Source organism: Georgenia sp. SYP-B2076, assembly GCF_003991205.1.
Classification (GTDB): Bacteria; Actinomycetota; Actinomycetes; order Actinomycetales; family Actinomycetaceae; genus Georgenia.
In genome coordinates, this window is record NZ_RXOZ01000015.1 from 13,461 (window position 1) to 39,697 (window position 26,237).

Sequence of the window (26,237 nt, forward strand, 5' to 3'; positions counted from 1 at the left end):
CGGCTCAGACGCCCCACCGCAGCGCGGGCGTGTGGACGGGCGCGTCCCACAGCGCGGTGAGGGACTCGTCCAGGCGCAGCACCGTGATGGAGGCGCCCTGCATCTCCAGCGCGGTGATGTAGTTGCCGACCAGCGAGCGGCCCACGGTGATCCCCCGTCCGTCGAGGACCTCCCGGGCGTGGTTGTAGACGATGTACAGCTCCGACAGGGGCGTGCCGCCCATGCCGTTGACGAAGAGCAGCACCTGCTCGCCGCTGCCCACGCCCAGGTCGTGCAGCACCGGGTCGAGCAGCTGGTCGGTGATCTCGTCGGCCGTGGCCATCGGGATGCGGTGGCGGCCGGGCTCGCCGTGGATGCCGATGCCGATCTCGATCTCGTCCTCGGCCAGGTCGAAGGAGGGCTTGCCCGCGTGCGGGACCGTGCAGGCGCTCAGCGCGACCCCCATGGAGCGCACGTTGCCGATCACCTGCTGCGCGACGGCCGTCACGGCCGCGAGGTCGTCGCCGCGCTCGGCCGCCGCCCCGGCGATCTTCTCCACCAGCACCGTGCCGCCCACCCCGCGCCGTCCCGCGGTGTACAGGGAGTCCTCCACGGCGACGTCGTCGTTGACGACCACCGCGGAGACCTCGATGTCCTCCGCCTCGGCGAGCTCGGCGGCCGTCTCGAAGTTGAGCACGTCCCCGGTGTAGTTCTTCACGATGTGCAGGACGCCCGCGCCGCCGTCGGCGGCCTTCGTGGCCTCGAGGATCGGGTCGGGCGTCGGGGACGTGAACACGGCACCGGGGACGGCCGCGCCCAGCATGCCGACGCCCACGTACCCGGCGTGCAGGGGCTCGTGCCCGCTGCCGCCGCCGGAGACCAGGCCGACCTTGCCCTGCTCCGCGCCGCCGGCGCGGCTGACGAACATCGGGTCCTCGCTCACCCGGACGAGGTCGGGGTACGCGAGGCCGAAGCCGCGCAGGGACTCCCGCACGACGTTCTGCGGGTCGTTGATGAGCTTCTTCACGACGTGCTCCTTTGCGTGGTCGCGGCCGGCCCGCTCAGGGCCACGGTCCCCATCCTGGCCCCTCCCACCCACATGCGGCTACGTGTTCCGTGACCAGAGCGCCGAATCCGTCGCCGCAGGTCGGCGACCTGGTCACGGAACGCAGCCGGGGCGGGGCGCCTCAGGAGCGGCCCATCAGCGCCCGCACCTCCGCGGCCAGGATCACCGACCCAGCCACCAGCACGCCGGTGGTGGTCACCACCTCATCCGGGTCGCGCTCCGCGAGCGTGACGGCCCGGTCGATGGCGTCGTCGAGGCGCTCGGCCACGTGCACGCGGTCCTCGCCGAAGACGTCGACGGCGACCTCCGCCAGCTCCTCGACGTCCATGGCCCGGTCCGTCGTCGCCCGGGTGACGACGATCTCGGCCAGCAGCGGCTCCAGGCCGGAGAGGATGCCCTCGACGTCCTTGTCCGCCATGATCCCGACGACACCGACGAGGTGGGAGAAGCCGAACGCCTCCTCCACCGCCGCCCGCAGCGCGTCGATGCCGGCGGGGTTGTGCGCAGCGTCCACGAGGATCGTGGGGCTGCGGCGCACGACCTCGAGGCGGCCGGGCGAGTCCACGTTGGCGAACGCCTGCTCGACGACGCCGCCGTCCAGGGCGCCGCCGCCGAAGAAGGCCTCCACGGCCGCGAGCGCGAGCAGGGCGTTGTGGGCCTGGTGCACGCCGTGCAGGGGCAGGAACACGTCGGCGTAGACGCCCGCGGCGGTGCGCAGGGTGAGCATCTGCCCGCCCACGCCGAGCTGGCGGTCGAGGATCGCGAGGTCGTCGCCGTCGCGCAGCAGCCGCGCGCCGTGCTGGGCGGCCGCGGACATGATGATCCCGGCGACGTCCTCCTCCTGCTCGGCGGAGACCACGGTGGAGCCGTCCGTGATGATGCCGACCTTCTCGTTCGCGATCTGCGTGAGCTCGTAGCCCAGCCAGCGCTCGTGGTCGCGGTCGATCCGGGTGAGCACCTCCACGGTGCCGTCGGCGACGTTGGTCGCGTCCCAGCGGCCGCCCATCCCCACCTCGACGACGGCGACGTCGACGGGGGCGTCGGCGAACGCGGCGTAGGCCATGACGGTGAAGACCTCGAAGAAGCTCAGCCTGGGCTTGCCCTCCGCCTGCGAGCGCTCGTCCACCATGGCGATGTAGGGGGCGACGTCCTGCCAGGTGGCGACGAACGCCTCGGGGGCGATCGGGTCGCCGTCCAGGGCGATGCGCTCACGGACCGTGTGCAGGTGCGGGGAGGTGAAGCGCCCGGTGTGCAGGCCCTTCTCCCGCAGCAGCCGCTCGATCATGCGGGCCGTGGAGGTCTTCCCGTTCGTGCCCGTCAGGTGGACGACGGGGTAGGCGCGGTGCGGCGCGCCGAGCAGGTCGAGCACGGCCTCGACCCGTTCGAGGCTGGGCTGGACGTCGTGCTCGGGCGCGCGGGTGAGGATGTCGAGGTAGATCTGCCGGACCTCCTCCTCGGCCTTGGCGTGCGCGACGGCGGCGGCGTGGCTCTCCTCGCCGGGTGCGTCGTCCTCGCCGCGGACCTCGTCGGCGACGCGCGGGTCGGGACCGGCGATGAGCGCGGAGGACAGCAGGGCGCGCAGGCCCGTCTCCGCCTCCTCCCGCTCGTCCTCGGCCGCCTCGGCGGCGGCGTCGGCCGCGTCCGCGGCGGCGCCCTCGGGGGCGTCGGCGGCGGCCATGAGAGCCTCGATCCGCTCCCGGGCCTCGCGCTCGGCCTCCTCGGGGTTGCGGTGCCCGTCCCCGGTGTGCTCGCTCATCACGCCTCCATCTTCGCGACCGTGGCCCGGGGCCCGTCCACCGCGCCGGGCGCGACGCTCAGCTCGAGCGCGAGGGTCTCGCTCGCGATGAGGTCGCGGTGGGTCTGGACCGCGGCCACCTTGTCCGCCGGGACCACGAGGTCGAGGCGGATGCGGTCGGCCACGTACAGCCCGGCCGCCTTGCGCTCGTCCTGGACGGCGCGGACGACGTCACGGGCGTAGCCCTCGGCGGCGAGCTCGTCGTCGACGGCGATGTCCAGGACCACGAACCCGCCGCCGGGCAGCACGGCGGCCACGCTGGTCCCGCCCTCCCGGTCCTCGACCTCGGTGGTGAGGGTGAACTCGCCCTCCCGCAGCTCGATGCCGTCGACGAGGACGCCCAGGGCGCCGTCGCCGCCGTCCTGCTGCTCCCAGAAGCCCTCGCGGGCCGCCTTGATCGCGCGCTGGACGTCCTTGCCGAGGCGGGGGCCGGCCGCGCGGGCGTTGACGGTGAGCCGGGTGACGACGCCGAACTGCTCGGCGGCGCCGTCGGCCAGGGCGCGCACGTCGACGGCCTTGACGTTGACCTCCGCGGCGACCAGGTCGGCGAACGGGCGCAGCGCGTCCGGGGCGTCGACCACGACGGTGAGGGTGCGCAGCGGCTGGCGCACCCGCTGGGAGCTCGCCTTGCGCAGGCCCAGGGTTGCGGAGACGACGTCGCGGACCTGGTCCATCGCCGCGACGAGCGCGTCGGCCGCCACCGTCTCCGGCAGCTCGGGCCAGTCGGTCAGGTGGACGCTGCGCCCGCCCGTCAGGCCGCGCCAGATCTCCTCGCTCACCAGCGGCGCGAGCGGCGCCATGACGCGGGTGAGGACCTCCAGGGCGGTGTAGAGGGTGTTGAACGCGCCGGTGTCCTCGGCCCAGAACCGGTCGCGGGAGGTGCGCACGTACCAGTTGGTCAGCACGTCCAGGTGGTCGCGGACGGACTGGACGGCGCCGGGCACGTCGTACGTCTCGAGCTGGTGGCGCACCGTGGCGGCCAGGTCGCGGGTGCGGGCGAGCAGGTAGCGGTCCATGACGTGCAGGCCGGCCACCTCCGCGGCGTCGTCCATGGCGACCGGCCGGGCGAGGTAGCCCCGGCCGCCGTCCAGGGTGCCGGAGTACAGCGCGAAGAAGTACCAGGTGTTCCACAGCGGCAGGAGGACCTGGCGGACGTTCTCCCGGATGCCCTCCTCGGTCACGATGAGGTTCCCGCCGCGCACCACGGGCGAGCCCATGAGGAACAGGCGCATGGCGTCCGCGCCGTCGCGGTCGAAGACCTCGTTGACGTCAGGGTAGTTGCGCAGCGACTTGCTCATCTTGCGCCCGTCGGAGCCGAGCACGATGCCGTGGGAGACGGCGGTGTGGAACGCGGGCCGGTCGAACAGGGCGGTGGCGAGCACGTGCAGCAGGTAGAACCAGCCGCGGGTCTGCCCGATGTACTCCACGATGAAGTCGCCCGGGTAGTGGTGGTCGAACCACTCACGGTTCTCGAACGGGTAGTGCACCTGCGCGTAGGGCATGGACCCGGAGTCGAACCACACGTCGAGGATGTCCGGGATGCGTCGCATGGTGGACGCGCCCGTCGGGTCGTCCGGGTTGGGGCGGGTCAGCTCGTCGATGTAGGGGCGGTGCAGGTTCGGCTCGCCGTCGGGCCCGACCGGCAGGCGGCCGAAGTCGGCCTCGAGCTCGGCGAGGGAGCCGTAGACGTCGGTGCGCGGGTGCGCCGGGTCGTCCGAGACCCACACCGGGATGGGGGTGCCCCAGTACCGGTTGCGGGAGATGGACCAGTCGCGGGCGCCGGCGAGCCAGTGGCCGAACTGGCCGTCCTTGATGTGCTCGGGGACCCAGGTGATGTCCTGGTTGAGCTCGACCATGCGGTCGCGGAACTCGGTGACACGCACGAACCAGCTCGTCACCGCCTTGTAGATCAGCGGCTGGCGGCAGCGCCAGCAGTGCGGGTAGGAGTGGTCGTAGGTCTCCTGGCGCACCAGCACTGCACGCTCGGCCTCGGGGCGGCGGGCCAGCGGGCCCGAGCCGTGCTTGAGGTCGGCGATGATCGCCTTGTTCGCCTCGAACACCTGCGTCCCGGCGTAGTCGGGCACCTCGGTGGTGAACGCGCCGCCGGCGTCCACGGGGACCACGGTGCCGATGTCGTTGGCCTGGCACACGGCCATGTCGTCCTCACCGAAGGCCGGCGCCTGATGGACCAGGCCGGTGCCGTCCTCGGTGGTGACGTAGTCGGCGGCCACCACCTGCCAGGCGTTCGGGCCCGGCGCCTCGGTGTCGGGGCGGCCGACGAAGTAGTCGAAGATCGGGGCGTAGCGGCGGCCCACGAGCTCCGTCCCGCCCAGGCGCGCGAGGACCTCGGGCTCCTCGCCGAGCTCGCGGGCGTAGGCGTGCAGGCGCGCCGCCGCGAGGATGACCTTCTGCCCTGCCAGGGCACCCTCGCCGGGCGCGACCACGACGTACTCGATGTCGGGGCCGACGGCGACGGCCAGGTTCGACGGCAGGGTCCAGGGCGTCGTCGTCCAGATCAGCGCGAGCTCGCCCGTCTCCAGGCGCACGCCGACGGTGACGGAGGGGTCCTGGCGCATCTGGTAGACGTCGTCGTCCATGCGCAGCTCGTGGTTGGACAGCGGGGTCTGGTCGTTCCAGCAGTACGGCAGCACCCGGTAGCCCTCGTAGGCCAGGCCCTTGTCGTAGAGCTGCTTGAAGGCCCAGATGACCGACTCCATGAAGGTGGGGTCGAGGGTCTTGTAGTCGTGGTCGAAGTCGACCCAGCGGGCCTGGCGGGTGACGTAGTCGCGCCACTCCTGGGTGTAGCGCAGCACCGAGTCGCGGCAGGCCTTGTTGAAGGCCTCGATGCCCATCTCGTCGATCTGCGACTTGTCGGTGATGCCCAGGATCCGCTCGGCCTCGAGCTCGGCGGGCAGTCCGTGGGTGTCCCACCCGAAGCGGCGCTCCACGCGGTGGCCCAGCTGCGTCTGGAAACGGCCGACGACGTCCTTGACGTACCCGGTGAGCAGGTGGCCGTAGTGCGGCAGGCCGTTGGCGAACGGGGGGCCGTCGTAGAAGACGAACTCGTTCTCGCCGTTCTCGCCGGCGGGCCGGTTGTCGATCGAGGCCTGGAAGGTGCTGTCACGCTCCCAGTAGGCCAGCACCTCCCCCTCGAGCGCGGGGAAGCTCGGCGAGGCGTCCACCTCGGCGCCGGGTCGGTGCAGGGGGTAGCGCGGCTGGTCAGGCAATGGTGCTCCTCGGTCGGTGCGGCGGTGCGTGCACTACGTGCGAGGACGACCCTGCTGCGCGGACGGGCCGCGCGGCGCGGTGCCGCGGTACCACCTCGCTTGCCGCGCCACCCGTGCCAGGCACGGCGGGCGTGACCGCTCGAGCGGCTGTGACGGGCCTACCCGTCCGGTTCTACTGGGGGCCCGGGGAGCCGTGCCCTGTTCTTCCGGAGGCTCGCCGGTGATGGCCGGGTCGACGCCTGTGCGAGCAGTCTAGCGCCGCGCGCGCCCCACCCGCGCAGGCGCCGGCACCGTCCCGCCCAGCAGCGCGCCGGCGTCGAGGCCCCGCAGCGAGGCGTCGAGCACCAGGACCAGGTGCGCCGTCGCCATGGCCTGGCCCCGGCGCCGGAGGGCGTCCGAGATCTGGAGCAGGCAGCCGGGGTTGGAGGTCACGAGGAGCTCGGCGTCGGTCCGGGCCACGTTCGCGGCCTTGCGGTCCCCGAGCTCGCGCGCCGGCTCGGGCAGGAGCAGGTTGTACACCCCGGCAGAGCCGCAGCACAGGTCGCCCTCGGCGATCTCCTTGATCCGCAGGCCGGGGATCGCCCGGAGCAGCTCGCGCGGCTGGGAGCGGACCTGCTGGGCGTGGGCCAGGTGGCACGCGTCGTGGTAGGCGACGGTGACGGGCAGCGGGTGCCGGCGCGCACGTGGCCCGAGCTCGACGAGCACCTCGGAGATGTCGCGCACCTTCTCGGCGAACGCGCGGGCGCGCCCGGCGTAGTCCGGGTCGTCGGCCAGGAGGTGGGCGTAGTCCTTCATCGTGGAGCCGCACCCGGCAGAGTTGACGACGACCCGCTCGACGCCGGCGCCCGCGAACGCGTCGATCAGCGCCCGCGCGTACGCCAGCCCCTCCTCCTCGCGTCCGGAGTGCACGGACAACGCGCCGCAGCAGCCCTGCGTGGGCGGGGTGACGACGTCGCAGCCCTCCATGTTGAGCACCCGCACGGTGGCGGCGTTGACGCCGGGGTAGAACTCGCGCTGGACGCAGCCGAGGAGCAGCCCGACCGTCATGCGCCGGGGTCCGCGCGCGGGCACGACCTCCGGGATGCGCACCCGGCGCTGGACCGGCGGCGCGATCGCCGCCATCGTCGCGAGGGTCGGCGAGATCCTCTCCAGCACCCCGGAGCGGCGCACCAGCGCGCTCAGGCCGCTGCGCTGGTACAGCGCCAGCGGCCCGCGGAGGAGCCGCAGGCGGCCGGGGTGCGGGAACAGCGCGAAGATCCCCTCTCGCAGCAGGCGGTCGGTCCGGGGGCGGTGGTGGGAGCCGCGCCGCTCGACCTGCTGTCGGGTGGCCTCGATGAGCTTGTCGTACTGCACGCCGGACGGGCACACGGTGACGCACGCCATGCAGCCCAGGCACCGGTCGATGTGGGTGACCATCGAGCTGCTCATCGGCTCGCCCTCGAGGCCCTCCTTCATCAGGTAGATGCGCCCGCGGGGGGAGTCCATCTCCTCGCCCCACAGGGTGTAGGTGGGGCAGGCGGGCAGGCAGAAGCCGCAGTGCACGCAGTCGTCGACGAGGTCCCGCGAGGGCGGGTGGTGGTCGTCGAACGCGGCGAGCGCGAGCGCGTCGGGCAGCGTCGTGCCCGCCTGGGCCGGCTCGTGGTCGCCCATCGCGCCGCGGGTCGCGTCGACGCTCATCAGATCCCTCCCACGAATCTACCGGGCGCCAGGGCGCGGCCGGGGTCGAGCTGCTCCTTGATGCTGCGCATGAGGTCCAGGCCGGGCACCGGGCCCCAGGCGTCCAGCCCCGCCCGGAGCTCGCGGGAGGCGCGGAGGACGACGACGGTCCCCTCGCGCGGCGTGGGGGCCGCGGCCCGCAGGTCCGCCACGACGCGCCCCAGCTCCTCCGGCCCGGGCACGGTGATCCCGGCGTGCAGGGCGCCCATGGCGCTGCCGCGCAGGGCGACCCCCGCGCCGTGGCGCTCCTCGCTCGCCCGCGCCGTCTCGAGGAGCATCCGCACGCCGGTCAGCGTCGCGGTGGCCTTGGCGAGCGCGTCCCCGCCGGGCAGCCGTCCCCACCAGGGGGGCTGCTCACCGGGCGCGCCGCCGATGAGCTCGGCGGCGCGGGCCGCGCGGGTGGCGACGGCGTCCGGCGTCCCCTCGAGGAGCACCGCGACGGTGGCCACCTCGCTGCCCGCGGGCCGGTCGATCTCGACCGCCGACGGCGCCAGCTGGGAGGCGACCACCGCGCGGCCCAGCGCCGCGACCTCCTCCACGGGGCCGGTGCGGAGGACGAACCGGTGGGCCGGACGCACCGGGTGCAGCCGGAGGGCGGCGCGGACGACGACCGCGAGGGTGCCGTACGAGCCGGTCATCATCCGCGCGAGGTCGTACCCGGCGACGTTCTTCACGACCTTCCCGCCCGACCTGGCCACCGTGCCGTCCGCGAGGACCACCGTCGCCCCCAGGAGCATGTCGCGCAGCGCGAGGCGCTGGAGCCGGCGCGGCCCGCTGGTCCCGGTGGCCAGCGCCCCGCCGACGGTCGACCCGGCCTCGCGCCGGTCGGCGGGCACGTCGGTGAGCAGCTCCTGGCCGGCGTCGGCGACGGCGCCCGCGAGCGCCCGCACGGAGATCCCCGCCTCGGCGACCACCACGAGGTCGCCGGCGACGTGCTCGACGACGCGGTCCAGCGCGGTCATGTCCAGGAGGACGTCGACGCGCTCGGGCGGGGCGCCCCAGTCCAGGGCGGTGCCGCCGCCGCGCACGACCGTGACCAGCCCCGCGCGGCCGGCCTCGCGCAGGACGGCGGAGACGCCCTCGACGGTGCCCGGTCGCGCGACGACGCGGGCCGGGACCCCGTCGACGGCGTCGGCCTCCCCCGCCTCGCGGACCTCGACGGCGGCGCCGAGGCCGCGGCGGAGCACGGCGAGGTCGGCCATCAGAACACCTCGCCCCCGGCGGCCCCCGGCGGGGGCTGGTCGCCGCCGCGGTGGCGCCCGGGCCGCTCGCCGCAGAGGCGGGGCGTGGGGAAGACCTTCCCGGGGTTGGAGATGCCGTCCGGGTCGAACGCGCACCGCAGCACCTGCATGGTGGCCAGGTCCTCGGCGCCGAACATCCGGGGCATGAACTTGGCCTTGTCCGCCCCGACCCCGTGCTCCCCCGTGATGGAGCCGCCGCTCCGGACGCACAGGTCGAGGATCGCGCCGGCGACCTCCTCCGCACGCTCGGCCGCCCCTTCCTCGGCGTCGTCGAAGAGGACGAGAGGGTGGAGGTTGCCGTCCCCGGCGTGGAACACGTTCGCCACCCGCACCCCCCGCTCCGCGGAGATCGTCGCGATCTCGCGCAGCACCCTCGGCAGGGCGGTCCGCGGGACGACGCCGTCCTGGACGATGTAGTCCGGGCTGATCCGCCCCACGGCCGCGAACGCGGACTTCCTGCCCCGCCAGATCAGCGCCCGCTCGGCGTCGTCGGCGGCCACCCGGGTGCCGAAGCTGCCGTGGGCCTCGCAGTGGCGCAGCACCTGCGCGAGCTCGCCCGCCACGTCCGGCGCCGCGCCGTCGAGCTCGACGATGAGCACCGCGCCGGCCCCCTCCGGGTACCCGCAGTGGACGGCCTTCTCCGCCGCCTCGATGGCGAGGGCGTCCATCATCTCGATCGCGGCGGGGATGATCCCGGCGGCGATGATCGCCGAGGTGGCGGCGCCGGCGTCGTCGGTGGAATGGAACCCCGCGAGGACGGTCTGCACGGTCTCGGGCAGCCGGGTCAGGCGCACCACGACCCTTGTGACGATGCCGAGGGTGCCCTCGGAGCCGACGAGCACGCTGAGGAGGTCGTAGCCGGGCGGGTCCGGCGCCGGGCCGCCGATCTCGACCAGCTCCCCGCCCGGGGTGACCAGGTCCAGGCCGACGACGTGGTTGGTGGTGAAGCCGTACTTCAGGCAGTGGGCGCCGCCGGAGTTCTCCGCGACGTTGCCGCCGATGGAGCACACCGACTGGCTCGACGGGTCGGGCGCGAAGTAGTAGCCGTCGGGGTTCACCGCCCGCGTCAGCTGGAGGTTGATGACGCCGGGCTCGACGACGGCGCGCTGGTTCGGGATGTCGATGCCCTGAATGTCCCGCATCTGCGCCATGACGACCAGGACGCCCTCGGCCCGGGGCAGCGCCCCGCCGGACAGGCCCGTGCCGGAGCCCCGGGCCACGAAGGGCACTCGGTGGTGGGCGCACGCCCGGACCGCGACGACCACGTCACGCGCGTCGCGGGCCAGCACCACGAGGCCCGGGACCACCTTGTACTGCGCCAGCCCGTCGCACTCGTACGTGCGCAGCTGCTGCCGGTCGGTGAGGACCTGGTCGGCGCCGAGGGCACCCAGGAGCTCGGCGGTGACCCGGGCGAGCGGAGTGTCAACGAGGGTCTGCATCTCGGGCCTGCTTCACATCGGGGGTTCTCGTCACTGAGCCCTGACGTGCCGTGGGTACGTTCCCGCGGCGCCTCCGATTGTCCCACGCGGGGCGGCGTGCGGGGCGACGTTCGGGCCTCAGCCCTCCCGCGCCACGAGCGTGTTCGAGGCCTGGGCGCGGGGGCGGATGACGAGGGAGTCGATATTGACGTGCGCGGGGCGGGTCAGCGTCCACACGATGGCGTCGGCGACGTCGTCGGCGACCAGGGGCTCGGCCACCCCGGCGTAGACGTTCGCGGCCGCGTCCGCGTCGCCGTGGAGCCGGTTGAGGGAGAACTCCTCGGTGCGGACCATGCCCGGGGCGATCTCGACGACCCGGATCGGCTGGCCCACGAGCTCTAGGCGCAGCGTGGCGGGGATCATCCGCTCGGCGTGCTTCGCGGCCGCGTAGCCCGCCCCGCCGGGATAGGTGTCGTGCGCGGCCGTGGAGGTCACGACCACCACGTCCCCGCCGCCGTCGGCGCGCAGCGTCGGCAGGAGGGCCTGCGTCAGGCGCAGGGTGGTGAGCACGTTGATCTCGTACATCCGCTGCCAGTCCTCGGCCCGGCCCGCCTCGACGGGGTCCGCGCCGATGGCGCCGCCCGCGTTGTTGACCAGCGCGCGCAGGGGTCCCGTCCCGCGCACGTGCTCCGCGAGCGCGGCGACGTCGTCCGGGGAGGTCAGGTCCGCCGGGTGCGTGGCACAGCCGGTCTCGGCGGCCAGCGCCGCCAGCCGGTCGGTGCGCCGAGCGGTGGCGAGGACGTCCCAGCCCTCGGCGCGCAGCCGCCGCACGGTCGCGGCGCCGATCCCGGTGGAGGCGCCCGTGACGAGGGCGCGGGGAGTGCTGGGGGCGCCGGGAACGGCGGTGTCTGCGGGGGGCATGACGACGATCATGCCCGCGCCGCGCCATACTGACCAAAGCCCGCACCGCGACGGGCGCCTCCACCACCACACAGGGAGCAGCCCATGAGGGTCGGATTCATCGGCGCCGGGAACATGGCCGGGGCGATCGTCCGCGGCCTCGTCGCGGAAGGCTCGATCCCCGCGGACGACGTCGTGGTCACGAGCGCGCACGGGCACTCCGCGCAGGCCCTGGCGCGCGAGACCGGCGTCGACGTCCTGGACACCAACGAGGAGCTCGTCGAGGAGGTGGGCGCCGGCGGCGTCGTGGTCCTCGCGGTCAAGCCCCACATGATCCCCGGCGTCCTCGCGCCGCTGGGCGACCTCCTGGCCGAGCACGGCTCGCTCGTGGTCTCCCTCGCCGCCGGGCTCACGCTCGAGCGGCTGGGCGAGCTGCTGCCCCCGGGCCAGGCCGTCGTGCGCGTGATGCCGAACGTGAACGCCCAGATCGGGGCGGGCATGGCGGCCGTGTGCGGCAACGCCGACGCGACCGACGAGCAGGTCGACGCCGTCGTCGGGCTGTTCGAGACCGTCGGCAGCGCCATCGTGCTCCCCGAGCGCGACTTCTCCGCCTACACGGCGATCGCCGGGTCCGCGCCCGCGTTCGTGTTCGCCTTCATCGACGCGCTGGCGCGCGGGGCGGTCAAGAACGGGCTGCCCAAGTCCCAGGCCGTGCGGATCGCGGCCCAGACGGTGCTCGGGAGCGCGCGGCTCGTCCTGGAGCGGGCGGGCGACGGGCTCACGCCCGCCGACCTCGTCGACATGGTCTCCTCCCCGGGCGGGACGACGGTGGCCGGCCTGGTGGCCATGGAGGACGTCGGGTTCTCCCCCGCCGTCGTCCGCGGCGTGCAGGCCGTGATCGACCGCGACCGGGAGATGGCCCGGCACTGACGCGAACCGGCACCGGCGCGCGGCCCGCCTTGTTACCGTGGCAGGCATGAAGCGGGTCGCGCGTGTCCTGGGGGCGCTCGCCGTCACGGCACTGGCGGGCGGTGCCCTCGCGCCGGCCGCCGCGGCCGGGCAGGCGGCCCGAGCCCGGGACGGTGACGCGCGCCCGGCGCCGGTGACGCTGCGGGTGGCGAGCTACGACGTGTCCCTCGCCCGCGCCGAGCCCGGTGAGCTCGTCGCGGACCTGGCCGCCGGCGACCGGCAGGCGCGGGCCGTCGCCGAGGTCATCCAGATCACCGCCCCGGACGTCGTGGTGCTGGGCGGCATCGACACCGATCCCGCCGGCGAGGCGGTGGACCTCTTCCGCGAGCGCTACCTCGAGGTCGCCCAGCACGGCGAGACCCCGGTGGCGTATCCCTACGCCTTCACGGCGCCGGTGAACGCCGGCGCCTGGGGCTCGGACGACGGCGACGGCGACGCCGGCACCCTCGACGGCAGCGACGGCGGCAGCTTCGGCGGCGGCGCGTCCGGTGGTCCCGGCGCCGGGATGGCGGTGCTCTCGCGGTACCCCATCGACACCGCGTCCGTGCGCACCTTCCGGACCTTCCTCTGGAAGGACATGCCCGGGGCGCTGCTGCCCGACCACCCCCCGGCACCGGCGGACCTGTACGGCGCGGGCGAGCTCGAGCGGTTGCCCCTGTCGAGCTCCTCCCACTGGGACGTACCCGTCGACGTCCACGGCACGAGCGTGCACGTGCTCGCCGCGCAGCCGGCGCCCGCCTCCGGCGAGGAGGTGGGCCGGCTGCGCAACCACGACGAGATCCGGTTCTGGGCCGACTACATCGGCGTCGGTGGCGCCGGCGAGTACATCTACGACGACGCCGGCCGACCCGGCGGGCTGACGCCCGGCGCCCGGTTCGTGGTCGCCGGGGACCTGGGCGCCGACCCGGCCGACGGCCCCGGCCATCCCGGCGCCATCGCCCAGCTCCTCGATCACCCGCGGCTGCGCGACCCGGAGCCGGCGTCCGGCGGCGCCGTGGAGGCGGGCGCCGTCCAGCGGGTGGCCAACGTGGGCCAGGCCGGCGACCCGGCCCTGGACACCGCCGACCTCGCCGACGACCCGGGCCCGGGGAACCTGCGGCTGGACTACGTGCTGCCGTCGAGGAACCTGCGGGTCCTGGACGCCGGGGTCTTCTGGCCCATGGCGGACCAGCCCGGCTCCGAGCTCACCGGCCAGCGTCCCTTCCCCACCTCCGCGCACCGCCTGGTGTGGGCGGACGTGCGCGTCCCGGCCTGGCGCTGAGCCGGCCGCCCCGGGTGCGCGGCCGGCGGCCGCCCCGGGGTGGGCGCCGGCGGCCCTCCCCACGGTGAGCCCGGCGGCTACTCTTTCCGGTAGGGCGACCGGTTCGCCCGGCGGGTCCGAGGAACCGACGAGCGGAGGGCCGGCAACGATGTCGGTGGACGAGAACCGCACGGTCGTGGAGCGCCTGATCCGGTGCATCAACGACCGCAAGATCCAGGTCATGGACGAGCTGTTCCACGAGGACGCGGTGATGGACTGGCCACAGTCCGGCGAGCGGGTCGTCGGGGGCGACAACCGGCGGGCGATCTACGGCGCCTTCCCCGCGCTCCCCACGATCACCCCGATGCGGATCACCGCATCCGGTGACCTCGTGGTCGCCGAGGCCTCGCTCGACTACGGCGGGCCGGTCTATCTGACCGTGTTCGTCTTCGAGATGCGCGAGGGCAAGATCGCGCGGGAGATCGCGTACTGGACGGAGCCCTTCAAGCCGCCCGACTGGCGTGCCGGCTGGGTGGAGCACGCGCACACCTGACCGACCACTGCGCTCCGGAGTACATCCCTCAGCGCATGCCCGAGTGATGTTCTCCGGAGCCGGGAGGCGCCTCAGGCCTTCGCGGTGACCGACGCGCGCAGTGCCGGGATCACCCGCTCGCCGTAGACGCGGAGCGTCTCCTCCTTGTTGTCGTGCATGAGGTAGCCGGCGAACTGGGTGACGCCGAGGTCCCGCAGCGCCTCGATCTTCTCGATGTGCTCGGCCGGGCTGCCCAGCACGCAGAACCGCTCGATGACCTCGTCCGGGACGAAGGCGGTGTGGGTGTTCCCCGCGCGGCCGTGCTCGTTGTAGTCGTAGCCCTGGCGCCCGGCGATGTAGTCGGTCAGGGCCCGCGGCAGGGCCGTGCCCTCGCCGTACCGGGCGACCAGGTCGGCCACGTGGTTGCCGACCATCCCGCCGAACCACCGGGTCTGGTCCCGCATGTGCGCGCGGGCGGCCGGGTCCGCGCCGTCGCCGATGTACATCGGGGCGGCGACGCAGAACTGCAGCGCCCCCGGGTCGCGCCCGGCGCGCTCGGCGGCGGCCTTCACGGCCTGGATGGTCCAGGTGGCGACGTCGGGGTCGGCGAGCTGGAGGATGAACCCGTCCCCCACCTCCCCGGTCAGCGCCAGCGCCTTGGGGCCGTACCCCGCCACCCACACGTCCAGCTGCGAGCCCACCGACCAGGGCAGCCGCAGCGTCGCCCCGCCCAGCAGGGCGCTGCGCGAGTTCGCCAGCTCGCGGATGACGTGGACCGCCTCCCGCAGCGTCTCCAGCGTCGCGGGCCGGCCGCCCGTCACGCGCACCGCGGAGTCACCGCGCCCGATGCCGCAGATCGTCCTGTTGCCGAACATCTCGTTGAGCGTGGCGAAGGCCGAGGCGGTCACCGTCCAGTCCCGCGTGACGGGGTTGGTGACCATGGGCCCGACCTTGACCCTGCGGGTGGCGGCCAGGATCTGGCTGTAGACGACGTAGGGCTCCTGCCAGAGCAGGTGCGAGTCGAAGGTCCACACGTAGCCGAAGCCGTGCGTCTCCGCCTGCCGGGCCAGCTCGACCACCCGCGAGGCGGGCGGGTCGTTCTGGAGGACGACGCCGAAGTCCATGGGATCCGCCTCTCAGAGCAGGTACTGGGACAGCCCGCGCGGCACGTACCGGCCGTGGCCCACCCGCCCGGTGAACTCGCCGTCGGCGACGACGACGGAGCCGCGGGAGATGACCGTGTCGACGTGCCCGTCGATCTCGAAGCCCTCCCACGCCGAGTAGTCCATGTTCATGTGGTGCGTCTTGCCGACCCCGATGCTCGTGTGGCCGCCCGGGTCGTACACGACGACGTCGCCGTCCGCGCCGGGGGCGATGACGCCCTTGCGCCCGTACATGCCGAACATCCGCGCGGGGGTCACGCAGCACAGCTCCACCCACCGCTCGAGGGTGATCTCGCCGGTGACCACGCCCTGGTAGAGCAGGTCCAGGCGGTGCTCCACGCCGCCGATGCCGTTGGGGATCTTGGAGAAGTCGCCGATCCCCATCTCCTTCTGGTCCTTCATGCAGAACGGGCAGTGGTCGGTGGAGACGATCTGGAGGTCGTTGGTGCGCAGGGACTGCCACATGTGGTCCTGGTGCCGCTCGGCCCGCGAGCGCAGGGGCGTCGAGCACACCCACTTCGCGCCCTCGAAGCCCGGCGCGCCGAGCTGCTCCTCGAGGGAGAGGTAGAGGTACTGCGGGCAGGTCTCGCCGAAGACGTTCTGCCCCTTGTCCCTGGCCAGCGCGATCTGCTCGGCGGCCTGCTTGGCGGAGACGTGCACGATGTACAGCGGCGCCCCGGTGAGGTTGGCCAGCATGATCAGGCGGTGGGTGGCCTCCTCCTCCGCCTGCCAGGGCCGGGTGAGGCCGTGGTGGTACGGCGTCGTCTCGCCGCGGGCGAGGGCCTGCTGCACCAGCACGTCGATGACCGAGCCGTTCTCCGCGTGCCCCATGATCATCGAGCCGTTCCCGGCGGCCTTCTGCATCGCCTTGAGGATCTGCCCGTCGTCGGAGAGGAACACGCCCTTGTAGGCGGTGAAGACCTTGAAGCTCGACACGCCCTCGGCGACCAGCTCGTCCATCGCGTCCAGGGAGGAGTCCTGGATGTCGGAGAGGATCTGGTGGAAGCCGTAGTCCACCGCGCAGTTCCCGGCGGCCTTCTCGTGCCACAGGGCGTACTGCTCGAGCGGGTTCTGCCCGGGGTACTGCACCACGAAGTCCACGATCGTCGTCGTGCCGCCCCAGGCCGCCGCCGTCGTCCCGGTCTCGAACGTGTCCGACGCGAACGTGCCGCCGAAGGGCATCTCCATGTGGGTGTGGGCGTCGATGCCGCCCGGGATGACGTACTTGCCCGTGGCGTCGACGACGGTGTCGACGTGGGCGGCGACGTCGAAGCCCAGCAGGCTCGAGCCGGGGAGTAGGACCGCGGCGATCGTCTCGCCGTCGATGAGGACGTCCGCGCGCGACCTGCCGGTCGCGTTGACGACGGTCCCGCCCGTGATGAGGGTCTTCATCGCCGTTCCTTCCCGGTCGGCGCGCTCAGCGCGCGGTGATGGCGACGTAGGAGTCCGGCCGGCGGTCGCGGTAGAACTGCCACCGCTCGCGGACCACGCGGATCTGGTCCAGGTCGACCTCCCAGACCCGCATCTCCGCGTCCGTGCTCGAGGCCCACTCCCCCACGAACATCCCGTCCGGGCCCACCACGTACGAGCTGCCGTAGAACGTCACCGCGTCGTCGCCGTACTCGTTGGTCTCCGCGCCGACCCGGTTGGACGCGGCGATGAAGTACCCGTTCGCGAGGGCCGCGGCGGGCTGCTCGAGCTCCCAGTTGCGGTTGGAGATCCCCGGCGCGGTGGCGTTCGGGTTGAAGACGATCTCGGCGCCGTTCAGGCCCAGCTCGCGCCAGCCCTCCGGGAAGTGCCGGTCGTAGCAGATGTACACGCCGATCCTGCCGATCGCGGTGTCGAACACCGGGTAGCCGACGTTCCCGGGACGGAAGTAGAACTTCTCCCAGAACTTCGGCAGGTGCGGGATGTGGTGCTTGCGGTACTTGCCCAGCACGGTCCCGTCGGCGTCGATGACGACGGCCGTGTTGTAGTAGACCCCGGGCTGGTCCTCCTCGTAGATCGGCAGCACGACCACCATGCCCAGCTCCCGGGCCAGGGCCCTGAACCGCTCCGTCGTGGGCCCGGGGATCGTCTCGACGTAGGCGTAGTACTTGGGATCCTGGGTGATGCCGAAGTACGGGCCGTAGAAGAGCTCCTGGAAGCAGATGGCCTGCGCCCCCTGGGCGGCCGCCTGCCGGGCGTAGTCCTCGTGGCGCGCGATCATCGACTCCTTGTCCCCGGTCCACGGGGTCTGGGTCAGCGCGATCTTCACGGTCATCGGATCCTCCAGGTCGGTGCGGCGCGAGCGGGTGACCTTCCCGAGCGGGGCGTCGCCGTTGCCGGCCCCCTCCGCGCGGGACGTTCCCACGATCGTCCATGCCGTTGTGCGTGGCGTAAACATCTGGCCGGCGACACGTCCGCCGCGTCGGACCGCCGCGGAGTCGCCACCGGCTCGGACGGCCCGCGGCGACGGCGCAGCGGACGGATTCCCGCGGCGCCTCCCTGCACCGCTGGGCCCGGAACGTAGCAGATCCGCGCCGTCCGCGGCGCGGCTTTGGCAGGGCCCCTGCTGCGCGCTGGGGCGCGGGGGCCCGGCCTCCGGCGGACGCGCCCCACGTTCGCCGTGTGCTACCCCGCGGTGGGGCTAGGATTATTTCGGACCCCGGGCCGGTAATGGCTCGGAGGAGGGCCTGGACGTGGGCCCGCGGCCCGTTCCCCGCCCGGTGCGCAGCCCGCTGGCTGCGCGGCCGGCCCCGACCGCCTGCCCTGGAGACCATGTGGCCGCCCACGTCCGCCGTCTGCCCGTCCTCGCCCTCGTCGCGTCCGCGCTGCTCCTGACCGCCTGCGGCGGCACCGCTCACGCGCCGGCCGCCCAGGCCCCGGCGGGCGCCGCCTCGAGCTCGGCCCCGGCGCCGGGCTTCCCGCTCACGGTGTCGAGCTGCGGCGTCGACGCGACGCTGGACGCCCCGCCGCAGCGCATCGTGACGATCAAGTCCTCGGCCACCGAGATGGTCCTGGCCCTCGGCGCCGGCGACCGGCTGGTCGGTACCGCCTTCGCCGACGGCGACGTGCCGGCGCCCTACGCGGCCGCGGCGAAGGACGTGCCGGTCCTTGCGGAGAAGAACCCCTCGTCCGAGGCCGTCCTGAGCCTCGAGCCCGACCTCGTCTACGCCGGGTGGGAGTCCAACCTCAGCGCCGACGGCGCGGGCGAGCGCAGCATGTACGCCGGTCTGGGCGTGGCCACCTACGTCTCCCCCTCGGCGTGCAAGGAGGCCGGCTACAAGCCCGCGAAGCTCACCTTCGACCTCGTCTTCGACGAGATCACCCAGGCCGGGGCGATGCTCGGCGAGGCCGACGCGGCCGCGACGCTCGTCCGGGAGCAGCGCGCCGAGCTCGCCGCGGTCCATCCCTCCGGCGCCGGGCTCAGCGCGCTGTGGTACTCCTCCGGGGAGGACACGCCCTACGTGGGGGCGGGCACCGGGGCGCCGCAGATGATCATGGACGCCGTGGGGCTGCGCAACGTCGCCGCCGACGTCCCGGACACCTGGACGTCGCTGGGCTGGGAGGCGGTGGCCGAGCGCGACCCGGACGTCATCGTGCTCGTGGACTCCGCGTGGAACACCGCCGCGCACAAGATCGAGCTGCTCGAGGCGAACCCGGTCACCGCCGCCCTGCCCGCCGTGCAGGCCCACCGCTACCTGACGGTCCCGTTCCCGGCCACCGAGGCGGGCGTGCGTAACGTCCGGGCCGTCACCGACCTGGCGGCGCAGCTCGCGCGGCTGGAGGAGGGCATGTGAGCACCACGGTGCGAACGGGCGGGACGCTCCCCACCCGTCCGGCGGCCGCGGGCGGCCCGGCCGGTCGCGCTGACGGCGCGGGCGGCCCGGCCGGTCGCGCTGACGGCGCCCGACGGCGCCGCGCGCCGCTCGCCGCCGTCCTCCTCGCGCTCCTGGCCGTGCTCGTGGTGGTGGCCGGGTGGGCGCTCACGCTCGGGCAGGCCGACATCACGGTCCCGCAGGTGTGGGCCTCCGCCGGGCACCACCTGTGCGCGGCCGGCTCGGGCACGGCCGGCTGCCCGGCGAACCCCCTCACGACGATCCAGGACGCCATCATCTGGCAGGGCCGGGCCCCGCGCGTGGTGGCCGCGGCCGCCGTCGGCGCGGGCCTCGCGCTGGTGGGCGCCGTCATGCAGGCCCTGACCCGCAACGCGCTGGCCGACCCGTACCTGCTCGGCGTCTCCTCCGGCGCCTCCGTGGGCGCGGTGCTCGTGCTCGTGCTGGGGCTGAGCGCCGCCCTGCCGGTCGCCGCGTTCGTCGGCGCGCTCGCCGCGCTCGTGACGACCCTGGCGCTGGCCACCCGCCGCGACGGCGGGCTGTCCCCCGTGCGCACCGTGCTCGCCGGCGTCGCCGTCGCCCAGGTCGGCTCCGCCGTCGTGAGCTTCGTGATCTTCTGGTCCTCCACCGGGGACTCGTACCGCGAGATCCTGTCCTGGCTCATGGGCTCCCTCGGCGGGACGGTGTGGCCGGAGGCCCTGCTCGCCCTCGGGGCCACGGCCGTAGTCGGCACGTTCCTCGCAGCCCAGGGCCGCACCCTGGACGCCTTCACGTTCGGCGACGTCTCCGCGGCGTCCCTGGGGATCGCCGTGACGCGGGCCCGGTGGGTGCTGCTGTGCGCCGCCGCGCTGCTCACCGCACTGCTGGTCTCGGTCGCCGGGTCGATCGGGTTCGTCGGCCTGGTCATGCCGCACGCCGTGCGGCTGCTCGTGGGCTCGCGCCACCACCGCCTCCTGCCGGTGTCCGCGCTCGCCGGCGCGATCTTCCTCCTCCTCGCGGACACCGCCGCCCGCAGCCTCTTCGAGCCGCGCGAGCTGCCCGTCGGCATCCTCACGGCCGCGATCGGCGCGCCCGTCTTCGCGGTGCTGCTGCGCCGGGGCCGGAGCGCGGCATGAGCGCCCGCACGCCCACGGGCGCCCCGCCCACCGGCGCCACCGCGCGGCCCGTCGCCGCACGGCCCGCTGCCCCGCTCGCCGGTGCGCCGCCCGCCGGCGCCACCGGGGTGCCCGTCGCCCCGGCGCCCGGCGTTGCGCTCGACGTCGCCGCGCTCACCCTCGCCGTCGGGCCGGCCAGGATCCTCACCGGCGTGGACGCCTCCGTGCCCGCCGGCGCCGTCAGCGCCGTGGTCGGGCCCAACGGGTCCGGCAAGTCCACGCTGCTGCGGGTCCTGGTCGGGGCCCTGGCCCCCGACACCGGCACCGTCCTGCTCTCCGGCCGTGACCTCGGGCGGCTCGCCCGGCGCGAGCGCGCCCGCAGCCTGGCCCTGGTCGAGCAGGACGCCGCCGCCGACGTCTCGCACGACGTCCTCGACGTGGTGCTGCTCGGCCGCACCCCCCACCGCCCCCGCTGGGGCGCGGACTCCGCCACCGACCTCGACATCGCGCGCCGCGCCCTGGCCCGCACCGGCGCGACCGCGCTGGCCGGGCGCGACTTCGCCACCCTCTCGGGCGGGGAGCGCCAGCGGGTGCACCTCGCGCGCGCCCTGGCGCAGGAGCCCCGCCTCCTCCTGCTGGACGAGCCCACGAACCACCTCGACGTCGGCGCCCAGCTCGCCGTCCTGGGCCTGGCCCGGGAGCTCGCCGCCGACGGCGTCACCGTCCTCGCCGCCCTCCACGACCTCAACCACGCGCTGCGCTACTGCGACCACGTGCTCGTCCTCGACGCCGGCCGGGTGGTCGCCGCCGGGGACCCGCGCGAGGTGCTCACAGACGGGCTCGTCGGCGACGTCTACGGCGTCCGGGCCCACCGCGCGCGCGTCGACGGGCGCGAGATCCTCCTCTTCGACCCCGCGTGAGCTCGATGGACTTCCAGGAGGTCGTGCGCCGGCGCCGGATGGTGCGCCGCTACTCCCCCGACGCCGTGGACCCCGCGTCGGTGGACCGGCTCCTTCGCAACGCCGTCCACGCCCCGAGCGCGGGCTTCAGCCAGGGCTGGGCCTTCCTCGTGCTCGACCGGCCGGCCGACGTCGCACGCTTCTGGGAGGCGACCACCCCGCCGGCGAGGGCGGCCCGGCCCGACGCCTGGCTCCGGGGCATGCGGACCGCGCCGGTCGTCGTCGTGCCGCTCTCCTCGAGGGACGTGTACCTCGCGAGGTACGCCGAGGCGGACAAGGGCTGGGCCGACCGCGACGAGGCCCGCTGGGCGGTGCCCTACTGGCACGTCGACACGGGGATGGCCTCGCTGCTGATCCTGCAGACGGCCATGGACGAGGGACTGGGGGCCTGCTTCTTCGGGGTCCCGCCCGGGCGCCACGACGCCCTGCGCGCCGCGTTCGGCATCCCGGCGGACCACACACCGGTGGGCGCCATCACCGTGGGGCACCCCGCGGCCGCCGAACAGGGGCGGGGATCAGCGGGCACCCGGAGGCGCAGGCCGGTCGAGGAGGTCGTCCACCGCGGTCACTGGTCCGGCTGAGCCGTCGGGCCGCCCAGCCGGGCGCGGAGCCCGGGCGGCAGCGCGGCCCAGTCGCCGGGGGTGTCGAGGTCCGTGGTGGTGCCCGGCCGCTCCACCACGGCGACCCGCAGGCCGAGGGCGGCGGCCTCCCGGGTGTGCGCGACGCGGCTGCCCGGCCCGAACCGGAACCGGAACCCGCGGACGGCCGGGTCGAGCACGAGGGCGTTGGTGCCCGTGCCGGCGCGGTCCGGCGCCAGGACGAGCGGGGCCGCGGGCGCGAGGAGGGCGAGGACGTCATCCGCGGCCAGGAGGGGCAGGTCGGCGTGCATCACGAGGACGCGGCCGGGGGCGCGTTCGAGGGCCAGCTCCCGGCCGAGCGCCACGGCGGCGTTCAGCCCTTGCCGCTCCTCGGGTTGGCGCACCACCTCCACCCGCGGGTCCGGCGGCAGGGCGCCGGCCGCGAACCGCGGGTCCCCGGTGACGACGAGCACGCGGGTCACCGGCGCCGCGAGGAGGGTCGTGACGACGTGACGGGCCAGCAGGGTGACGAGGCGGGTGCGCTCCTCCGGGCCCAGCACGCTGGCCAGCCGCGTCTTGCCCGACCGGCCGTCGCGCAGCGGCACCACGGCGGTCACGCTCGTCGGTCGCGCGGATCGCGCCACAACCGGCGCCCCGAGCGGCCCCGCGGACGCCTCATCCGCCACATCGGCATCGGCTGTTACGTGGTGGGGACGGGTTGTGGCGCGATTCGAGTGGGAGGCGTTGCGCGGCCGCTCATCGGCGCTGCACGACCCTTCACCGGCGCCGCCCGGACGCGAGTCACCAAGCACGGTCAGGAGGCGGCATCGAGCAGCTCGCGGGCCAGGCGCTCACGGTCCTCCGGTCCGCCGAGGACGGTCTGCGTCACCACGACGGACATGCCCAGGGCCTCGACCGCCGGCGCGAGGAGCCTGTCCTGCTCGTCGATCACCAGCACGTCCAGCAGGCCGGCGTAGAGCCGGGCGACGCCCACCGCGGAGACCTCGTGACCAAGGGCGGCGAGCATGGCGGCCGCGGGACCCTTGAGCGCCTGCCCGCCCACGATGGGGCTGACCGCGGCCCGGTGGGCCTGCGTCCCCGCCAGGGCCTCGCGCACGCCGGGCACCGCCAGGATGGGACCGATGCTGACGAACGGGTTGGACGGCCCGATGACGACCATGTCGGCCTCGGTCAGCGCGGCCAGCACTCCGGGTGCGGGGCGGGCGAGCTCGATCCCGTCGAGGACGACACCCAGGACCTCGTCACGGTGCCGGCGTCCCACGAAGTACTCCTGGAAGCCGAGGCGGCCGTCGGCGACGTCGACCTGGGTGGCCACGCGGTCGTCGGTCATCGGGAGCAGGCGCGCCCGGACGCCCAGCGCCGCGCAGAGCTGCGCGGTCACCTCCGACAGGGGCGCGCCGGCGTGCAGGCGCGCGGTCCGGAGGATGTGGGTGGCGAGGTCCCGGTCGCCGAGGCTGAACCACGTGTCCTCGCCCAGCCGGGCCATCGCCTCGAGCGTGGCGTGGGTGTCGCCGTCGATGCCCCATCCCGCGCGCGGGTCCACCAGGCCGGCGAGCGTGTACATCACCGTGTCCAGGTCCGGGCTGACCGAGAGGCCGTACAGGACGGCGTCGTCCCCGGTGTTGACGACCACGGTCAGGTCGTCGACGACGCGGGCCAGGCCCTGCGCGAGCTTCGCGCCACCGCCGCCCCCGGACAGGAGGGTCACGGTCGGGCTGGTGCGCACCCCGGCAGCATAGGGGGCGCGCCGGTGCGCGAGCGCACGCGACCGGACCGCGGGCATGTGCCGCCGACCCTGGACGGTCAGCCGATGAAGGCGTCGACCACCAGGGTGAGGACACCGGCGCCGAGCGCCAGGGCACCGAGCCTGTTGGCCCGGGGGCGGGGCGGCGGGCCCGCGGCCTCCGCCCGGCGCGCCGCACGCCAGTAGAGCCAGCTTCCGGTGAGCACCAGGAGCAGCTCGACAGCCACTGACGCGGCCGGGACGCGCCAGAGCCCGAGCCCGAGGAGGGGCAGGTCGCCCGCGTTCCCCGGCAGCACCGGCATGTCCGCGCGGTGCACGACCAGGTCCAGCAGCCAGTGGGAGAACACCACCGCGCCGAGGACGAGAGCCACGCGGGTCCGCCACCACACGGCGGCGACTGCCGCGAAGACCCCGGCCAGCAGCAGCGCGCCGACCAGCGAGTGGGTGTAGTCCGCGTGGATGACGACGTTGCCGTACCCGCCGGACGTGCCGGGCGCGTTCTCGATGCTCTCCACCCCGAGGAGGACCAGCGGGACGAAGACGATGTCGAGCCACACGGTGGCCAGCATCAGCGCCCAGAGCGGCGCCGCCGTCTCCCCCGCCTTGACGCCGGCCGCGAGCCCGAAGTGACCGGCGATCACTGGTGCTGCCCCGGGCGGGCGGCAGGCGGCCACGGCAGGCGCCGGTCCAGCACGCCGAGCACGATGACGAAGAGCACGACCCCGAGGGCGAACCCCATGGCGGCCTCCACGAGCGAGGGGCTGCCCACGCTAGCGGTGCGGGGCCGGACGACGGAAGGGCCGCTACCCGAGTCCCGCGGGTCGCATGCCCGGCGCGGTCACGGCTCGTTCACGCCGCGGCGGAACATGTCCTCGGCGGGGGGGCGGATCAGGGCGGTCGCGCCGTCGCCGTCCTCGAAAGTGACGGCGTGCGCCATGCCGCGCACGACCGCGACGGGCCTGCCCACCGCCTTGCCCTTGACGAGGTCCGCCGCGGCGGCGATCTCGTCGGCCAGGTTGACGATGGTGGTCTGCAGCTCGCGGCCGTAGGCGTCGTGCCGTCCCCGGTGGTCCGCCTGGACCCGCACCCCGGCCGCCCCGATGGCCATGTCCACCACGCCGCGGCGCCACGGCCGCCCGGCGGTGTCGGTGACCAGGACGCCGGGGCGCACGCCGAGGCGGGCGTTGAGCCCGCGGCGCAGCTTCCGCGCGGAGGCGTCGGGGTCCTCGGGGAGCAGCAGCGCGGTGCCGCCGGGCACGTCGGAGACGTCCACGCCGGCGGCGGCCATGACGAGGCCCTGACGGTTCTCCACGATGCGCAGCACCGAGCCGTCGGGGCGTTCCCGGGTGGCGACGACCCGCACGGTCTCGCCCGCGATGACCCGATCGCGCTCGGCGTCGTCGCGGGCGGCCACGAGCCGTCCCTCCGCCTTGGCCACGATCTTCGAGGCCACCACCACGACGTCGCCCTCGGCGATCCCGGTGGACCCGTCCGGCCAGGTCAGCGCGGCAAGCACGGGGGTCAGCAGCGCGGCGAGGTCGTCGCCGCGGGTCACGGTGGGGACGCCGTCGGGTGCCTGGGCGAGGACCATCGACGACGGCGTCGTGGGCTCGGGCGCGGTCGGCTCCGGGGTGGCCGGTGTCGTCGGCTCGGGCGCGGTCGGCTCCTGGGCGCTCATCGGGCGAGCCCCGGCAGGACGTCGCGGCCGAAGACCTGCAGCCACTCGGCCTGGTTGCGGCCGACGTTGTGCAGGTAGATGCGGTCGAAGCCGAGGTCGACGTAGCGCTGGATCTCGGCGCGGTGGGCGTCGGGGTCGGCGGAGATGATCATGCGCCCGGCGAAGTCCTCCTCGCGGACGAGCTTGGCCATGGCCGCGAAGTCGTACGGGGAGCGGATGTCCGCCTTGGGGAACTTCATGCCCCCGTTGGGCCACTGGTCCATCGCGTTGGCGAGGGCCTCCTCGTCCGTGGGCGCCCAGGACAGGTGCAGCTGGAGCACCTTCGGCATGGCGTCGGGGTCCTTGCCCGCCTCCCGCGCGCCGGCGGCGAACTTCTCGAACAGCCCACCGATCTTCTCCAGCGGCGCCCCCACGGTGATCAGCCCGTCGGCGTGCTTGCCCGCCCGCTTGGCGGTGACCGGGCCGCCCGTGGCGACCAGGATGGGCGGGGCGACCTCCGGCATGGTCCACAGCCGGGTCGACTCGAGCTTGTAGAACGTGCCGGCGTGCTTGGTGTCCCGGCCCGCCAGGGAGTTCGTGAAGAGCTTGCGGATGATCTCGATGGCCTCGAACATCCGGTTGATCCGCTCGGGCGCCTCGGGCCAGTACTGCCCGGTGATGTGCTCGTTCAGCGCCTCGCCAGAGCCAAGGCCCAGCCAGTGCCGCCCCGGGTACATGGCGGCCAGCGTGGCCGAGGCCTGGGCCACCATCGCCGGGTGCCAGCGGAACGTCGGGGCGGTCACGCCCGGGCCCATGTCGCCAGTCGTGCGCTCGGCGACCGCGGTGAGCACGTTCCAGACGAAGGACGCCTGCCCCTGGGTGGGCGTCCACGGCTGGAAGTGGTCAGCGGCCATGACCCCCGAGAAGCCGTGCTCCTCCGCGAGCGCCGCCAGGCGCACCGCCTCCATCGGCGGGAACTGCTCCAGCGCCGCCGCATATCCGATCGTCAGGCTCATGCCCCCATCCTTGCAGGCCCGACGGCGGCGCCCGGCCCGCCGCCCACGCGCGCCCGGCCCGCCGCCCACGCGCGCCCGGCCCGCCGCCCACAGATCGGAAGAGC

Annotated in this window: 23 protein-coding genes; 7 read left to right on the forward strand and 16 right to left on the reverse strand. The window is 74.5% G+C overall.

All coding sequences use genetic code 11. The features are described from left to right. Positions 1–4: 4 nt before the first annotated feature. The 7 genes from dhaK to EJK16_RS08770 form a co-directional block, all read right to left on the reverse strand. The gene (dhaK, locus tag EJK16_RS08740) at positions 5–1,006 is read right to left on the reverse strand and encodes a dihydroxyacetone kinase subunit DhaK (protein ID WP_127128413.1); all 1,002 of its coding nucleotides are present in this window, start codon (positions 1,004–1,006) and stop codon (positions 5–7) included. Between the two features lie 160 nt (positions 1,007–1,166). Then, positions 1,167–2,801, reverse strand: coding sequence for a folylpolyglutamate synthase/dihydrofolate synthase family protein (locus EJK16_RS08745; RefSeq protein WP_127128415.1), 1,635 nt, complete (start codon positions 2,799–2,801; stop codon positions 1,167–1,169). Next, positions 2,801–6,067 (reverse strand): isoleucine--tRNA ligase, encoded by a 3,267-nt coding sequence (gene ileS, locus EJK16_RS08750; protein WP_127128417.1) that lies wholly within the window; start codon positions 6,065–6,067, stop codon positions 2,801–2,803. The genes EJK16_RS08745 and ileS overlap by 1 nt, the downstream gene beginning before the upstream one ends. Positions 6,068–6,319: 252 nt before the next feature. Continuing rightward, complete coding sequence (locus EJK16_RS08755; RefSeq protein WP_370275995.1) at positions 6,320–7,744, reverse strand: (Fe-S)-binding protein; 1,425 nt, start codon at positions 7,742–7,744, stop codon at positions 6,320–6,322. Then, the gene (locus EJK16_RS08760; protein WP_127128419.1) at positions 7,744–8,985 is read right to left on the reverse strand and encodes an FAD-binding oxidoreductase; all 1,242 of its coding nucleotides are present in this window, start codon (positions 8,983–8,985) and stop codon (positions 7,744–7,746) included. Before EJK16_RS08760 ends, EJK16_RS08755 begins: the two co-directional genes overlap by 1 nt. Continuing rightward, the gene (locus tag EJK16_RS08765; RefSeq protein ID WP_127128421.1) at positions 8,985–10,463 is read right to left on the reverse strand and encodes an FAD-linked oxidase C-terminal domain-containing protein; all 1,479 of its coding nucleotides are present in this window, start codon (positions 10,461–10,463) and stop codon (positions 8,985–8,987) included. Before EJK16_RS08765 ends, EJK16_RS08760 begins: the two co-directional genes overlap by 1 nt. 117 nt (positions 10,464–10,580) lie before the next feature. Further along, positions 10,581–11,363, reverse strand: coding sequence for an SDR family oxidoreductase (locus EJK16_RS08770; protein WP_127128423.1), 783 nt, complete (start codon positions 11,361–11,363; stop codon positions 10,581–10,583). A gap of 84 nt (positions 11,364–11,447) precedes the next feature. On the opposite strand from EJK16_RS08770, the gene proC reads away from it, so the two are divergent. The 3 genes from proC (at position 11,448) to EJK16_RS08785 (ending at position 14,104) form a co-directional block, all read left to right on the forward strand. After that, positions 11,448–12,272, forward strand: coding sequence for a pyrroline-5-carboxylate reductase (proC, locus tag EJK16_RS08775; RefSeq protein WP_127128425.1), 825 nt, complete (start codon positions 11,448–11,450; stop codon positions 12,270–12,272). 46 nt (positions 12,273–12,318) lie between these two features. Then, entirely contained in the window at positions 12,319–13,572 is a 1,254-nt protein-coding gene (locus EJK16_RS08780) for an endonuclease/exonuclease/phosphatase family protein (protein WP_127128427.1), read from the forward strand. A gap of 154 nt (positions 13,573–13,726) precedes the next feature. Continuing rightward, positions 13,727–14,104, forward strand: a complete 378-nt coding sequence (locus tag EJK16_RS08785) for a nuclear transport factor 2 family protein (RefSeq protein ID WP_240645896.1) — start codon at positions 13,727–13,729, stop codon at positions 14,102–14,104. A 71-nt stretch (positions 14,105–14,175) separates the two neighbouring features. Here the strand turns inward: EJK16_RS08785 and EJK16_RS08790 are convergent, their stop codons facing one another. From EJK16_RS08790 to EJK16_RS08800, 3 genes are read right to left on the reverse strand one after another with little or no spacing between them, the layout of a single operon-like run. Beyond that, positions 14,176–15,207 carry a TIGR03842 family LLM class F420-dependent oxidoreductase gene (locus EJK16_RS08790; protein ID WP_127128431.1) on the reverse strand — a complete coding sequence of 344 codons (1,032 nt, stop codon included), beginning with the start codon at positions 15,205–15,207 and terminating at the stop codon, positions 14,176–14,178. 12 nt (positions 15,208–15,219) lie between these two features. Next, a complete protein-coding gene (gene hydA, locus EJK16_RS08795; RefSeq protein WP_127128433.1) occupies positions 15,220–16,638 on the reverse strand; it encodes a dihydropyrimidinase in 1,419 nt (472 codons plus the stop codon). Positions 16,639–16,663: 25 nt separating this feature from the next. Continuing rightward, positions 16,664–17,509 (reverse strand): nitrilase-related carbon-nitrogen hydrolase, encoded by an 846-nt coding sequence (locus EJK16_RS08800; protein ID WP_127128449.1) that lies wholly within the window; start codon positions 17,507–17,509, stop codon positions 16,664–16,666. Between the two features lie 499 nt (positions 17,510–18,008). Here EJK16_RS08800 and EJK16_RS08805 point away from each other — a divergent pair, with 499 nt between their 5' ends. From EJK16_RS08805 to EJK16_RS08820, 4 genes are read left to right on the forward strand one after another with little or no spacing between them, the layout of a single operon-like run. After that, positions 18,009–19,028, forward strand: a complete 1,020-nt coding sequence (locus EJK16_RS08805) for a putative F420-0 ABC transporter substrate-binding protein (RefSeq protein WP_127128435.1) — start codon at positions 18,009–18,011, stop codon at positions 19,026–19,028. Beyond that, positions 19,025–20,179 (forward strand): putative F420-0 ABC transporter permease subunit, encoded by a 1,155-nt coding sequence (locus tag EJK16_RS08810; protein ID WP_370275997.1) that lies wholly within the window; start codon positions 19,025–19,027, stop codon positions 20,177–20,179. Before EJK16_RS08805 ends, EJK16_RS08810 begins: the two co-directional genes overlap by 4 nt. Beyond that, positions 20,176–21,078 carry an ABC transporter ATP-binding protein gene (locus EJK16_RS08815; RefSeq protein WP_240645897.1) on the forward strand — a complete coding sequence of 301 codons (903 nt, stop codon included), beginning with the start codon at positions 20,176–20,178 and terminating at the stop codon, positions 21,076–21,078. Before EJK16_RS08810 ends, EJK16_RS08815 begins: the two co-directional genes overlap by 4 nt. A gap of 5 nt (positions 21,079–21,083) precedes the next feature. After that, positions 21,084–21,698 carry a nitroreductase family protein gene (locus tag EJK16_RS08820; protein ID WP_127128455.1) on the forward strand — a complete coding sequence of 205 codons (615 nt, stop codon included), beginning with the start codon at positions 21,084–21,086 and terminating at the stop codon, positions 21,696–21,698. Here EJK16_RS08820 and cofC read toward each other — a convergent pair. The 6 genes from cofC to EJK16_RS08845 form a co-directional block, all read right to left on the reverse strand. Next, complete coding sequence (gene cofC, locus EJK16_RS08825; protein ID WP_127128437.1) at positions 21,683–22,312, reverse strand: 2-phospho-L-lactate guanylyltransferase; 630 nt, start codon at positions 22,310–22,312, stop codon at positions 21,683–21,685. The two genes, EJK16_RS08820 and cofC, sit on opposite strands and share 16 nt — an antisense overlap. A gap of 197 nt (positions 22,313–22,509) precedes the next feature. Further along, entirely contained in the window at positions 22,510–23,442 is a 933-nt protein-coding gene (gene cofD / locus EJK16_RS08830; protein ID WP_240645898.1) for a 2-phospho-L-lactate transferase, read from the reverse strand. A 77-nt stretch (positions 23,443–23,519) separates the two neighbouring features. Next, the gene (locus EJK16_RS08835) at positions 23,520–24,101 is read right to left on the reverse strand and encodes a permease (protein ID WP_127128441.1); all 582 of its coding nucleotides are present in this window, start codon (positions 24,099–24,101) and stop codon (positions 23,520–23,522) included. Next, positions 24,098–24,229, reverse strand: coding sequence for a hypothetical protein (locus EJK16_RS20430; RefSeq protein ID WP_255411476.1), 132 nt, complete (start codon positions 24,227–24,229; stop codon positions 24,098–24,100). Before EJK16_RS20430 ends, EJK16_RS08835 begins: the two co-directional genes overlap by 4 nt. Positions 24,230–24,298: 69 nt before the next feature. Beyond that, positions 24,299–25,051, reverse strand: a complete 753-nt coding sequence (gene cofE, locus EJK16_RS08840; protein WP_127128457.1) for a coenzyme F420-0:L-glutamate ligase — start codon at positions 25,049–25,051, stop codon at positions 24,299–24,301. Between the two features lie 83 nt (positions 25,052–25,134). Then, positions 25,135–26,133 (reverse strand): TIGR03557 family F420-dependent LLM class oxidoreductase, encoded by a 999-nt coding sequence (locus tag EJK16_RS08845; protein WP_127128443.1) that lies wholly within the window; start codon positions 26,131–26,133, stop codon positions 25,135–25,137. Positions 26,134–26,237: the final 104 nt, after the last annotated feature.